Origin of the sequence: Streptomyces sp. NPDC057743 (genome assembly GCF_042798755.1) — a bacterium.
Lineage (GTDB): Bacteria > Actinomycetota > Actinomycetes > Streptomycetales > Streptomycetaceae > Streptomyces.
Genome location: NZ_JBHVJX010000038.1, coordinates 51852 through 65350, shown reverse-complemented (window position 1 = coordinate 65350; position 13499 = coordinate 51852). Strand labels below are relative to the sequence as shown.

At 73.2% G+C, this 13499-nt stretch carries 10 protein-coding genes; 7 read left to right on the top strand and 3 right to left on the bottom strand.

Annotation, left to right across the window (positions count from 1 at the left end):
- Positions 1-252: 252 nt before the first annotated feature.
- Both malQ and ACFVFQ_RS32065 read right to left on the bottom strand, forming a co-directional pair.
- Complete coding sequence (malQ, locus tag ACFVFQ_RS32070; protein ID WP_383422799.1) at positions 253-2403, bottom strand: 4-alpha-glucanotransferase; 2151 nt, start codon at positions 2401-2403, stop codon at positions 253-255.
- Positions 2404-2409: 6 nt separating this feature from the next.
- Positions 2410-2709, bottom strand: coding sequence for a hypothetical protein (locus ACFVFQ_RS32065; protein WP_383422797.1), 300 nt, complete (start codon positions 2707-2709; stop codon positions 2410-2412).
- A gap of 543 nt (positions 2710-3252) precedes the next feature.
- Between ACFVFQ_RS32065 and ACFVFQ_RS32060 the strand changes: the two genes are divergently transcribed.
- Positions 3253-6213 (top strand): beta-N-acetylglucosaminidase domain-containing protein, encoded by a 2961-nt coding sequence (locus ACFVFQ_RS32060; RefSeq protein WP_383422809.1) that lies wholly within the window; start codon positions 3253-3255, stop codon positions 6211-6213.
- An 85-nt stretch (positions 6214-6298) separates the two neighbouring features.
- Here ACFVFQ_RS32060 and ACFVFQ_RS32055 read toward each other — a convergent pair whose 3' ends face one another.
- Positions 6299-6835 (bottom strand): HNH endonuclease, encoded by a 537-nt coding sequence (locus ACFVFQ_RS32055; RefSeq protein WP_274915681.1) that lies wholly within the window; start codon positions 6833-6835, stop codon positions 6299-6301.
- Between the two features lie 289 nt (positions 6836-7124).
- Between ACFVFQ_RS32055 and ACFVFQ_RS32050 the strand changes: the two genes are divergently transcribed.
- The 6 genes from ACFVFQ_RS32050 to ACFVFQ_RS32025 all read left to right on the top strand — a co-directional run bounded on the left by ACFVFQ_RS32050 (position 7125) and on the right by ACFVFQ_RS32025 (position 13492).
- Positions 7125-8207: a mechanosensitive ion channel family protein gene (locus ACFVFQ_RS32050; RefSeq protein WP_383422794.1), complete on the top strand. Its 1083-nt coding sequence runs from the start codon at positions 7125-7127 to the stop codon at positions 8205-8207.
- Positions 8208-8332: 125 nt separating this feature from the next.
- Complete coding sequence (locus ACFVFQ_RS32045) at positions 8333-8671, top strand: hypothetical protein (protein WP_383422792.1); 339 nt, start codon at positions 8333-8335, stop codon at positions 8669-8671.
- Positions 8672-8921: 250 nt separating this feature from the next.
- Complete coding sequence (locus ACFVFQ_RS32040; RefSeq protein ID WP_383422790.1) at positions 8922-10109, top strand: ROK family transcriptional regulator; 1188 nt, start codon at positions 8922-8924, stop codon at positions 10107-10109.
- A gap of 66 nt (positions 10110-10175) precedes the next feature.
- The gene (locus tag ACFVFQ_RS32035; RefSeq protein WP_383422788.1) at positions 10176-11588 is read left to right on the top strand and encodes an extracellular solute-binding protein; all 1413 of its coding nucleotides are present in this window, start codon (positions 10176-10178) and stop codon (positions 11586-11588) included.
- An 11-nt stretch (positions 11589-11599) separates the two neighbouring features.
- Positions 11600-12556: a carbohydrate ABC transporter permease gene (locus tag ACFVFQ_RS32030; protein WP_383422785.1), complete on the top strand. Its 957-nt coding sequence runs from the start codon at positions 11600-11602 to the stop codon at positions 12554-12556.
- Positions 12557-12583: 27 nt separating this feature from the next.
- Positions 12584-13492, top strand: a complete 909-nt coding sequence (locus ACFVFQ_RS32025) for a carbohydrate ABC transporter permease (protein WP_383422783.1) — start codon at positions 12584-12586, stop codon at positions 13490-13492.
- Positions 13493-13499 lie beyond the last annotated feature (7 nt).

Here is a 13499-nt window from a genome sequence, read left to right as displayed (position 1 = left end):
GGCCGGAGGGGTGGGGGTGCCAGACGTAAAGCGAAGCAGTCTGGCACCCCCACCCCGGAGGACCGTCACCGCACCCCAAAAGCCCCGCGCAGCGGACACAAGTCGCCCCGCCCCGCGCAGCGGATCGGCCCGCGCCGCAAGGCGCAAACAACAGCAACCCGCACGGCGGGAAAGCCAACAACGTGGGATGCCAGCCAAGCGCAGCGGACCGGCGGGAAAGCCAACAACGTGGGAAGCCCGCCGGCCGCACGCTCACGGCGGGCCAGCCGACGACGTGGGGATAAACGCGCGCAACAGTGCGCGCAATCGTGGGGACGAGGTCACGGCCTCCAGCGGCATCGGGTGGCCGTGCGGGTCCGCCAGGGGGAGGCGCCAGTTCGGGTACTGGGTGCCCGTGGTGCCGGGGAGGTTTTGGGGGCGGCGGTCGCCCACCGCGTCGGGGAGCCAGATGCCGACCATGCGGGCGGGGGTGCGCAGCAGGAAGCGGTGGACGGCCTTGACCACCGCCTCCTCGTCGCCGGTGCCCTCCGGCAGCAGCCTGTGGTGGGTCAGCGCGGCGAGCCACTCGCCCAGTTCGTAGGAGGCGCGGGCCCGTTCCCGTTGCTCGGGGGCGGCGAGCAGGCCGAGGCGGGCGCGCAGGGCGACGTCCTCGCCGGTGAGTCGGGCGGCGGTGGGCGGCAGGTCGTGCGTGGTGACGGTGGCCAGGCAGGCGGACCGCCACTCGTCGGGGGCGAGGATCCGGGCCTCGTCGGCGGCCGGGGAGGGGGCGCCGCCGTCGGTGGACTCGGGCTCGCGGGGGGCGTAGTCGCGTTCGAACCAGAGGACGGAGGTGCCGAGGACTCCCCGGTCCGCGAGGGCCTCGCGGACGCCCGGTTCGACCGTGCCGAGGTCCTCGCCGATCACCGCGGCGCCCGCCCGGTGGGCCTCCAGGGCGAGCGCCGAGAGCATCGCCTCGCCGTCGTAGCGGACGTAGGCGCCGTCGGTCGGTGGGTGGCCCTCGGGGACCCACCAGAGGCGGAAGTGGCCCATCACGTGGTCGATGCGGAGCGCGCCGGCGTGCCGGAGCAGGCCGCGCAGCAGCTCGCGGTAGGGGGCGTAGCCGGTGGTGGCCAGGGCGTCGGGGCGCCAGGGCGGCAGGCCCCAGTCCTGGCCGCGGGGGTTGAAGGCGTCCGGCGGGGCGCCGATGGACATGCCGGTGGCGAAGGCGTCCTGTTGGGCCCAGGTGTCCGCGCCGGAGGGGTGGACACCGACGGCGAGGTCGTGGACCAGCCCGATGGGCATGCCGGCCTCGCGGGCGGCCCGTTGGGCGGCGGCGAGCTGCTGGTCGGTGAACCAGGCGAGCCGGCAGTGGAAGTCGATCCGGTCCAGCAGCCGGTGGCGGATCCGGGCGGTCTCCACAGAGCGGGGGTCGCGCAGGCCGCCGGGCCAGCCGCGCCAGTCGGTGCCGTGCCGTTCGGCGAGCGCGCACCAGGTGGCGTGGTCGTCCAGGGCCCGGCCCTGTTCGGCGAGGAAGTCGCAGTAGGCGGCGCGGCGGCCGGGGCTGAGCGGGACGGCGCAGAGGAGTTCCAGGGCCTCGCGCTTGAGGGCCCAGACCGCGTCCCGGTCGATCAGTCCGCCGCGCAGCAGCACGTCGTCGCGCAACTCCCGGGCGCGGGCGGTGAGTTCGTCGATGCGGGCGCGGGCGGGGCCGGACAGGTGGGCGTATTCGGGGAGTTGCTCGATGCGGAGGTGGACCGGGTCGGGGAAGCGGCGCGAGGAGGGGCGGTAGGGGGACGGGTCGGTGGGCGTGCCGGGCACCGCCGCGTGCAGCGGGTTGAGTTGGACGAAGCCGGTGCCCAGGGTGCGGCCGGACCAGGCGGCGAGGTCCGCGAGGTCCCCGAGGTCGCCCATGCCCCAAGAGTGGCGGGAGAGCAGGGAGTAGAGCTGGACGAGGAAGCCGTGGCTGCGGCCGGGCGGGGCGGGCACCGCGCCGGGGGCGACGATCAGTCGGGCGCGGGCGGTGCGGCCGTCGGGGGCGTCGGCCCGAAGGTCGTGGACGCCCAGGGGGAGCGCGGTGAGCGCCGCCGGGTCCTGGGGGCCGCCGCGCGGGGTGCCGTCCCGTACTTCCGCGCCGAGGAGCGCGCCGTCCTCGGTGCACACGCTCAGGGTCGTGCCCTCCGGGAGGTCCGGCAGGCGCGGCGGACGGCCGGCGCGGGCGGTGACCGTGGGGGGCAGCAGCGCGCGGCCGGCGGCCTGTGCATGAGCGGCCAGGGCCTCGCTGACGGCCTGCGGGGTGGAGGCGTCGACGCCCAGTGCGGCGAGCACGGCGACGACGGTGTCCTCGGTGACGTGGACGGTGCGGCCCGGTGCGGGCTCGTAGGACGTGGCAATGCCGTGGAGCCGGGCGAGCCGGGCGCGGCCCATGGCTGCTCAGACCTCCATCGACTCCGTGCCCAGGCCGGCGGCCGTCGGCTCGCTGGTCAGCGGGAGTTCGGCGGTAATGGGGACCTCGCTGGTGAGCGGGGCGCTGTCGGCGAGCGGGGGCTCGCTGGTGAGCGGCGGCTCGATGACGCGGAACGAACCGGAGCCCTCCAGGGCGGAGTCGGGGCCGGAGACGCCTTCGTAGGGGTCGGGTTCCGTGCTGGGTGTCGGGGGTCCCCCCGGCTCGGACGAGGCGGAGAGTTTGGGGGACACGAGCGCGTCGAGGAGCAACTGAGCGGATGCGGCCACGAGGGGCCTCCCGTTCATCGGTAATGGGACACGTCTGGCCCTACCCCGTCCCGGCGAGCGCAGACGTCTCTACCCAGTAAACGTGACTCACGTCACAGCAGAACCTCGGCGGGCGATTTGACGGTGGAGGGCGCGGTGCGGCGCACAGAACGCCACAGGAGGGGGTTCGCGGCGTAATTTCTGCGGGCGGGGCGCGTCAAGATCGTGTCGCGGCCGGGGAGGAAAAGGGCAAATCGGCGGCCGGTCCGGGGTGGGCCCGAGGCCCGGTTGACACCCTCGCCGCCGCAATGGTGGGCTCGCTGCCGAAGGTCTGTCCGAAACGGTCCGGCAGGGTGCGCAAGCCCCCGGATCCGCACCGCGCGCACCACGACCACCACGCCCGCCCGCGGCTCCCGCCGGACGGGCGCGCGGGTGCGCCGCGACGGCCGGCAGGGAGCACAGGGGGAACCGGCGCAAGCCGGGGGGCGTGAGATGACGGGGACACGAGGAGCGACCGTGCGAGTCCGGGGCGTATGGGGCGGCAGGGGCGGCGGCCGGGCGCGGGTGGCGGGGACCACCGCACTGGCGGCCGCGGTCATCACGGGACTGCTCGGCGGTGCGCCGGCCGCGCAGGCGGCGCCGGCCGATTCCGTCGCCGGCACCCCCGACCAACCGGGCCGCCCCACCGACACCGGGGCGCCGCCCGCGGTCTGGCCGCGCCCCCAGTCGATCCAGCAGCTCGGCGCGGCGGTCCCGCTCGGCCCGACGGCGGTGCTGGTGGCCGCGCCGGACACCGACCCGTACGCCCTGGACGTGCTGCGCGGGCTGCTGCGGGACGCCGGGGTGCGCACCGTGCGCCAGGTCGCGCCCGGTGACCACGTGCCAGCGGGTGGGCCGGTGTTGCTGGTCGGCGGTGGCCCCGCGCAGGACGCGTTGCGGGCGCTGCGGGCGCCGACCCGCGGGGACCTGCCGTCGGGCGGCTACCGGCTGGCCGTGGGCCAGGTCGCCGGTCGGGACACCGTCGCGCTGGACGGCGTCGGGCCCGACGGCCTCTTCCACGCCTCGCAGACCCTGCGTCAGCTCGTCAGCGACGGGCCGGACGGCGGGCGGCAGTTGGCCTCGGTGAGCGTGCGGGACTGGCCGGCCACCAAGGTCCGCGGGACCGCCGAGGGCTTCTACGGGCAGCCGTGGACCCGCGCCCAGCGGCTGGCCCAGCTCGACTTCATGGGCCGCACCAAGCAGAACCAGTACCTCTACGCCCCCGGGGACGACCCCTACCGGCAGACCCGTTGGCGCGACCCGTACCCGGCCGAACAGCGCGCCGACTTCCGGGCGTTGGCCGAGCGGGCCCGCGCCAACCACGTCACCCTCGGCTGGGCGGTGACACCGGGGCAGTCGATGTGCCTGTCCTCGCAGGACGACCTGCGGGCGCTGCGCCGCAAGGTGGACGCCATGTGGGCGCTGGGGGTGCGCTCCTTCCAACTCCAGTTCCAGGACGTCAGTTACAGCGAATGGCACTGCGCCGCCGACGAGGAGACCTTCGGCTCCGGCCCGCAGGCTGCCGCCAAGGCCCAGGCCGGGGTCGCCAACGCGCTGGCCCAGCATCTCGCCGAGCGGCACCCCGGCGCGGCGCCGCTCTCCCTGATGCCGACGGAGTTCTACCAGGACGGCGCGACCGCCTACCGCAGCGCGCTGGCCGCGGCGCTCGACGACCGGGTGGAGGTGGCCTGGACGGGCGTCGGGGTGGTGCCGCGGACCATCACCGGCGGCGAACTGTCCGCCGCCCGCCAGGCGTTCCGCCACCCCCTGGTCACCCTGGACAACTACCCGGTCAACGACTTCGCCCAGGACCGGATCTTCCTCGGCCCCTACACCGGCCGCGAACCGGCCGTCGCCACCGGCTCGGCGGCGCTGCTCGCCAACGCCATGGAGCAGCCGCTGGCCTCCCGCATCCCGCTGTTCACCGCCGCCGACTACGCCTGGAACCCGCGCGACTACCGCCCCGCGCAGTCCTGGGAGGCGGCCATCGACGACCTCGCGGGCGGCGACGCGAAGGCCCGTACGGCGCTGCGGGCGCTGGCCGGCAACGCCGCGTCCTCCATGATCAACCGCACCGAGTCGGGGTACCTCCGCCCGCTCATCGAACGCTTCTGGACGGCCCGCGAGGCGGCCGTCAACGGCGGACGGCCCGGCGACGACCCGGAGTTCGCCAAGGCGGGCGCGGCGCTGCGGACCGCATTCCGCGCCATGACCACCGCGCCCCAGGGGCTCTCCGCCGATCTGCGGGCCGAAGTGGGGCCGTGGGCCGAGCAGTTGGCCCGCTTCGGGGACGCCGGCGCGCAGGCCGTGGACACCCTGCTGGCGCAGGCGCGGGACGACGGGGACGCGGCCTGGGCGGCACAGCGCGCGGTGCGGCGGCTGCGCGGCCAGATCGACGGCAGCCCGGTGACGGTCGGCAAGGGCGTGCTGGCGCCGTTCCTGGACCGGGCGATGACCGAGGCCGACGCCTGGACGGGGGCCCGCGGCGGCGCCCCGAAGCCGGATGGCGGCGACGGCCGGACGTCGCTGACCGTGCCCTTCGCCCGGGTCCGCCCGTTGACCGCGGTCACCGCGCTCACCGAGCCGGGGCCGGCCAGCGGCGCGGTCTCCCTGGAAGCGCATGTGCCGGGGGCCGGCTGGCAGCGCCTGGGCGCGCTCTCCGCGACCGGCTGGACGGAGGCCCGCACGTCCGGGCTGCGCGCCGATGCGGTGCGGGTGGCCTGGGACGGCGATGCCGCGCCGCCCTCCGTGCGGGCGCTCGTCCCCTGGTTCGACGACACCCCGCAGGCCGGCCTGGAGCTGTCCCGCACCGCACTCGACGCCCAGACCGGCGGCCGCACGGAGCTCCAGGCCCGGATCTCCTCGCACCGTCCCGGCGCGGTGCACGGCCCCCTGAAGGTCACCGCGCCCAAGGGGATCACCGTGCACGCGCCCGGCGAACTGACCGCCCCCCGGGGCGGCACGGCCCTCGTCCCGCTCACCGTGGACGTCCCCAAGGACACCCCCTCCGGGACGTACCGGGTCTCGGTCGCCTTCGCCGGCCAGGAGCGGCAGTTGACCGTGCGGGTCTTCCCGCCCACGGGCGGCCCGGACCTGGCGCGCGGCGCGCCGACCACCTCCTCCGGCGACGAGACGGACGACTTCCCGGCGTCCGCGGCCACCGACGGCGACCCCAAGACCCGCTGGTCCTCCCCCGCCGAGGACGACGCCTGGCTCCAGTTCACGCTGCCCGAGCCGACCCGGCTCGGGCTGGTCGTGCTGCGCTGGCAGGACGCCTACGCCGCCGCGTACCGCATCCAGGTCTCCTCCGACGGCCACACCTGGCGCACCGCCGCCACGGTCCGCGACGGCAAGGGCGGCCGGGAGGCGATCCGGACGGACGCCAAGGACGTCCGCTACGTCCGGGTCCAGGGCGACAAGCGGGCGACGCGGTTCGGGTACTCGCTGTGGGAGGTGGAGGCGTACGCGGTCGCGCCGGCGTCCTGAGGGCGGCACGGCGCGGGGCCCGGCGGGTGCTCGCCCCGCCGGGCCCCGGGCCGGGCCGCGGCCTCACTGACGCAAAAACCCGGATCTACGCCGATACGGCATCGATCCGGGCCAACGCGTCATCCGCGCCGTACGGCTGCAAATAAGGCAGCCAGCGCGGATCCCTATGCCCCGTGCCGATGATCCGCCAGGCCAGTCCCGACGGCGGTGCGGGCTGATGGCGCAGCCGCCAGCCGATCTCGGCGACATGGCGGTCGGCCTTGACGTGGTTGCAACGCCGGCACGCGGCGACGACGTTCTCCCAGGTGTGCTGGCCGCCGCGGCTGCGCGGGACGACGTGGTCGACGCTGGTTGCGACGCCACCGCAGTACATGCACCGCCCACCGTCCCGGGCGAAGAGCGCCCGGCGGGTCAGCGGGACGGGGCCCCGAAAGGGCACTCTCACAAACCGCTTCAAGCGGACCACGCTCGGAGCGGGGATGACACGGGTCGCGCTGTGCATCAGGGCGCCGGATTCCTCAAGGCTGACGGCCTTCTCATTGAGGACGAGGATGAGCGCGCGGCGGAGCGGTACGACGCCGAGCGGCTCGTACGACGCGTTGAGGACCAGGACATGCGGCACGGGTGCCTCCTTGTACGCCGGCGGCGCGTGGCTCGCGCCGGGACGATCTCCCCACAGTGTCCCCCGGTGCCTGGTCACAGCGCCACCATGACCGGGTAACGGGCCGGAGGTGTTTTCCACCACAGCGCCGCAGACCCCACCAGATCCGGCACTTTCCGGCCGTCCCGGGCGCCCCATGATCGAACACAGGCTCGGACCGCCCGCGTTGCCCCGTTAGTGTGTTAGGTCTGCCCGGCCCCTCAGGCCCCCTGACGGCCCGGGTGCGCTGTCCCTCACGGAAGGTTCCGCTGTGTACTGGTCCGCCCCGATGGTCGCCGCCGCGCCGCCGCGCACCGCCGCGTCCGGCTCAACCGGTCCGACCTCCCTCGACGAGGCCACTCAGAAGGCCACCAACGCCGCCGACTGGATCCAGGCGAACTGGGGGACGTGGCTCACGTCCGGCCTCCAGATCATCCTGATCCTCGTGATCGCGGTGGTTCTGCGGCACGTCATACGCCGCACCATCACCAAGCTCATCGAGCGGATGAACCGCACCGCGGCCGCCGCCCAGGGCACCGCGCTGGGTGGGCTGCTGGTCAACGCCGAGCGGCGCCGGCAGCGCTCCGAGGCGATCGGCTCGGTGCTGCGCAGCGTCGCCTCCTTCGTGATCATGGGCACGGCCGCGCTGACCGTGCTCTCGGTCCTCCAGATCAACCTGGCGCCGCTGCTGGCCAGTGCGGGCGTCGCCGGCGTCGCGATCGGTTTCGGCGCCCGCAACCTCGTCACCGACTTCCTCTCCGGCGTCTTCATGATCCTGGAGGACCAGTACGGCGTCGGCGACGAGATCGACGCGGGTGTGGCCACCGGCACGGTCATCGAGGTCGGGCTGCGGGTCACCAAGCTGCGCGGCCCCAACGGCGCGATCTGGTACATCCGCAACGGCGAGGTCAAGCGGATCGGCAACCTCAGCCAGGGCTGGTCCACCGCCCACGTCGACGTCCTGGTCTCCGCGAACCAGGACCTGGAGCGGGCCCGCGCGGTGATCACCGAGGTCGGCGAGGAGATGACCAAGGCCGAGCCGTGGAACGAGCAACTGTGGGAGCCGGTGGAGGTGTTGGGCCTGAGCGAGGTGTCGCTGGACACCGTCACGGTCAGCGTCTCGGCCAAGACCATGCCGGGCAAGGCGGGCGGCGTCGAGCGCGAGCTGCGCTGGCGGATCAAGCACGCGCTGGACGCGGCCGGCATCCACCTGGCGCCGCGCCCGACCGCCGAGGAGGACGAGGCGGCGGCGACCGACCCGTCCGCCTCGATGGCCGCCCCCTCGGCGCTGGGCAACCCCACCTCGCCGCAGTCGTTGGCGACGAACCCGATACCGCCGCAGTTGAACAAGTAACACACCACCACAGAAGGGCATGTGACTCACCTCACATGCCCTTCTGTCATACGTACCGGGGTCCCGCTTCGTGTGCGAGGTGTCGGCAGCAACGACACCAAACCGACGGAGAAGGAGACTTCACCATGAAGATCCGCAATCGCGTGGCCACGGGGGCCGTCGCTTCGGTTCTGATGCTCGGCAGCGCGGCGGCCCTGACGGCCGCCGCCCCCGCGTCCGCCGCGGCGCGGCCGCAGATCAAGAACGACCTCACCTGCACCACGACCACCGACGGCCGCCGCGGCACCGCGGACTGCACCAACAACACCAACCGCACCATCGCCTTCCGGGCGACCGTGGTCTGCGGCCTGTGGCCGGACACGACCGGCCCGTGGCGGACCCTCAACCCGGGCGCCCGCGACCACTCCGAGGCCACCTGCGACGGCGGCACCGGCGTCGGCAGCGTCGGTTGGGAAGAGGGCTGATCCTCCGGATCGATGAGCTGACCCCCTAGGGGTCACCGAGGGGCGCACCGGCCCAACGCCGGGCGCCCCTCGCGCCGTACCCGCGCCCCTTGCCCGCGCCCGCCCCTGAACGCGCGGAACCGAAACCCGTGTCAGGGCCATTGACGCGCCCCTGACCGCCGGCCTACCTTCCTTGCCAGCAATTGGAAGGTTTCCTAACAGACACCTTCCGGACAGTTTCCGCACGGAACTACGGGGTGGGGGCAGCGACATGGCCGGAGCTGGACAGGGAACGCCGGGCACCCCCAGGGTGCTGCGCGCCATGAACGACCGGGCCGCGCTGGACCTGTTGGTCTCCCAGGGGCCCCTGACCCGCACCCAGATCGGCGAGTTGACCGGCCTGTCCAAACCCACCGCCTCCCAACTCCTGGGCCGGCTGACCGCGGCCGGACTGGTCCGCACCACCGGGAACGTCACCGGCCGCCCCGGCCCCAGCGCCCAGCTCTACGAGGTCAACCCGGCCGCCGCGTACGTCGCCGCGCTCGCCGTCGACCAGGAGGGCCTCACCGCGGCCGTCGCCGACATCACCGGACGGGTGCTCGGCGAGGCCCGGGTCGACACCGACGCGGTCCCCGCGGACGCCACCGACCTCACCGCCCGTCTGGTGACCCGGGCCGTGGACGGCGCGCTGGCCAAGGCCGGCCTGGCGCGCGGGCAGTTGCACCGCGCGGTGATCGGCACGCCCGGCGCCCTCGACCCCGGCACCGGCCTGCTGCGATACGCGCCCCACCTGCCCGGCTGGCAGTCCCGGGCGCTGCGCGAGGAGCTGGCCGAGGTCCTCGGCGTGCCGCTGGTCATCGAGAACGACGTGAACCTCGCCGCGGTGGCCGAGCAACACGACGGCGCCGCCCAGGACTTCGACGACTTCGTGCTGGTGTGGGTCGACGAGGGCGTGGGCGCCGCGATCGTGCTGGACGGCCGGCTGCTGCGCGGCGCCACCGGCGGCGCGGGCGAGATCGGCTATATGCCGCTGCCCGGCGCGCCGTTGGCCCGGGACGGCGACCGCAGCGCCGCCCGGCCGGACGCCGGCGGCGGCTTCCAGCGGCTGGTCGGCGCGCCCAGCGTCGTCGAACTCGCCCAGCAGCGCGGCGGGTCGGGCGTCCGCACCGTCGCCGAGGCGCTGGCCCGTCAGGACGTGCGGGCCGAGGTGGCGCGGCGGCTGGCGACCGGGCTGGCCGCGGTGGTCGCGGTGGTCGACCCCCGGCTGGTGGTGCTCTCCGGCGAGGTCCCGCAGGCCGGCGGCGAGCCGCTGCGGGCCCTGGTCGAGAAGGAGTTCACCGGACTGGCGCTGCCCCGCCCCGAGATCCGGATCAGCGACCTCGCCGGCAACCCGATCCTCACCGGCGCGCTGCGCACCGCGCTCGCCGAGGCCCGCGACGCGGTCTTCGACACCGGCTGACCGCCGCGCGCCCCGGCCGGGGAGCCCCTAGGGGCCCCAAGGAACCCTTGACGTAAGGAAGTCCGCATGCCGCTCCCCCGCCCGGCCGCCCGCATCCGTCGTCACCGTGCCCGGGCCCGTGCCTGCCGCCGTCCCCGTGGCCGGTTCCTCGGTCCGGGCCGCCGGCTGCTGGTCGGGCTGGCCGCCGCCGGGCTGCTCGCCGCGGGGTGCGCCCGCCCCAGCGTCGGCAGCGACCGCGACGACCCCAGCAAGCCCGTCACCCTCACCTTCTGGCACGGCTGGTCCGAACCGGGCGAGGTCAAGGCGATCAACGACAGCATCGCGCGGTTCGAGAAGCTGCACCCCAACATCACCGTGCGGGCCGTCGGCAACGTCTCCGACGACACCATGAACCAGGCGCTGCGGGCCGGCGGCAGCAACGCACCCGACGTGGTGTCCTCGTTCACCACCAACAACGTGGGCCAATACTGCTCGTCCGGTATGTGGGCGGACCTCGACCCGTTCCTGAAGAAGACCGGCGTGGTGAAGGAAAAGGTCTTCCCGAAAACCCTGCTCGACTACACCCAATACCGCGGCCGGCAATGCGCCCTCCCCCTGCTCGCCGACGCCTACGGCCTCTACTACAACAAGGACGCCTTCCGGCGCGCCGGCATCGACCGGCCGCCGCACACCATGTCGGAACTGAAACGGGACGCCGCGAAACTCACCCGCCGCACCCCGAACGGCTCCTACCAACAAGTCGGCTTCATGCCCAACTTCCGTCTCTACCAGAACAGTCCGGACCGGCTCTTTGCCCAATGGGGCCCGCGCTACTTCGACCACAACGGCAAGGCGCAGCTCGCCAAGGATCCCAAGACCCGGGATTTCTTCACCACCCAGCGAGCCCTCATCAACGCCCAGGGCGGCTATCCGGCGATGGAGAAGTTCCGCGCCGGATTCGGCGACGAAATGTCCTCGCAGAACGCCTTCCTGCGCCAGAAGGTGGCCATGCACATGGACGGCGAATGGCGCGGCCTCTTGCTCAAGGAGGCCAAGGCGCCGTTCGCCTGGGGCGTCGCGCCGATGCCGGTGCCGGACGACCAGGCGGACGCCTACGGCCGCGGCTATCTCACCGGCACCGTCGCCGGCATCGCGCACAGCAGCCAACACCAGAACGCCGCCTGGGAGTTGGTGAAATTCCTGACCGTGAACACCGACCAGGTCGTCGCGTTCGCCAACGCCATTCACAACGTCCCGTCCACCAACGCCGCGCTCACCTCCCCGAAACTGGACGCCGACCCGGCATTCCGTACCTTCCTCGACATCGCCCGCAATCCGCGCAGCACCGCGATTCCCCCCTCCAACAACGGCGCTATGTACATCACCTCGCTCCAGGACTTCGGCTACGCCGAGGAGGCCGGAAAGGTCCCCGACCTCGGCGCGGGGCTGCGCCGACTCGACGCGCGGATCGACGCCGACAACCTCCAGTCCGAGAACTGACGGAGCCCGCCATGGCAGCCACCACCCCCACCGCGCCGGCGCTGCGGCGCAAACACCTCCGCGAACGCCTGCGCATCGTCGGATTCCTCTCCCCCTGGCTCGTCGGATTCTCGGTGTTCTTCGGCTATCCGCTGATCGCCACCGTCTATTTCTCCTTCATGCACTACAACCAGATCGAGCAACCCACCTTCGTGGGCCTGCGGAACTGGACCTACGTCCTGACCCAGATGCCACTCTTCGGGCCGGCGCTGTGGAACACGCTCTGGCTGGTCGTGGTGATGGTGGCGCTCCGGGTCGTCTTCGGGCTGGGCATCGGCCTGCTGATCACCAAGGTGAAATCGGGCGCCGGCTTCTTCCGCACCGCGTTCTACCTCCCCTACCTGGCACCCCCGGTGGCCGCCACCGTCGCCTTCGTCTTCCTGCTCAACCCGGCGACCGGCCCGGTCAACGAGATCCTCGGAGCGCTCGGCATCCCGGCCCCGCAGTGGTTCAACGACCCGGCCTGGTCCAAGCCGTCGCTGGTGCTGCTGTCCCTCTGGGGCATCGGCGACCTGATGGTGATCTTCATGGCGGCGCTGCTGGACGTCCCCAAGGAGCAGTACGAGGCAGCCGAGTTGGACGGCGCGGGCGCCTGGGGGAAGTTCCGCTATGTGACCTGGCCGTCGATCACCCCGATCGTGCTGTTCGCGGTGGTCACCGGCGTCGTCCAGACCATGCAGTACTACACCCAGGCACTGGTCGCCGGGAAGCTGGCGTCCGGCGTCACCATCGGCCCCGGCAGCGTCATCCAGCCCGGCTACCCGGACCACTCCACCCTGACCGTGCCGCAGCTCGTCTACTCGGTGGGCTTCCAGAACTTCAACACCGGTGCGGCCTGCGCCCTTTCGCTGGTGCTCTTCGCCCTCGCGATGGCCGTCACCACCCTGTTGATGCGCAAGCGCGCCGGCCTGCTCCCGGCGGAGGACTGACCCGCCATGACGGAGGACTGACCCGACGTGACCACCACGACGCTCACCCGCCGCCGCCCGGCGCGGGCCACCGCCCCCGGCACCGCCGGCTCCCCGGCCGCCCGCGCCCGCCGCCGGCGCCTGCTGCACTGGATCGCCGTGCACGCGCTGGCGATCGCCGCCGCCCTGTTCTTCCTGCTCCCCTTCGTCTTCGTCTTCCTGACCTCCGTCATGACCGACGACCAGGCGATGAGCGGCGAGTTGTGGCCGCACCAGTGGAAGTGGTCCAACTACACGGCCGTGTTCACCACCCCCGGCTTCCTCGACTGGTGGAGGAACTCCCTGCTCTACGCGGGCCTGGGCACCCTCCTCACGGTCTGCTCGGCGGTCCCCGTCGCCTATGCGCTGGCCCGCTTCCGCTTCCGCGGCCGGCGCACCGCGATGATCCTCGTGATCGCCACGATGATGCTGCCGCCCCAGGTCATCGTCATCCCGATGTATCTGGTGTGGGCGCAACAGCTCCATCTGACCGGCTCGATCTGGCCGTTGGTCATCCCGATGGCGTTCGGCGACGCCTACTCCATCTTCCTGCTGCGGCAGTTCCTTCTGACGATCCCGCAGGAGTACGTGGAGTCCGCGAAGGTGGACGGCTGCGGCGAACTGCGCACCCTGCTGCGGGTCGTCGTCCCGATGGCCCGCCCCGGCATCGCCGCCATCGCCCTCTTCCAGTTCTTCTACTGCTGGAACGACTACTTCGGCCCGCAGATCTACGCCGCGCAGAACCCGGCCGCCTGGACGCTCTCCTACGGCCTGGAGTCCTTCAAGAGCGCGCACAGCGTCAACTGGAACCTCACCATGGCCGCGACGCTGCTGGTCATGGCCCCCGTCATCGTCGTCTTCTTCTTCGCGCAGAAAGCCTTCGTCGAAGGCGTCACACTCACCGGAGTGAAGGGCTGAAACGGAC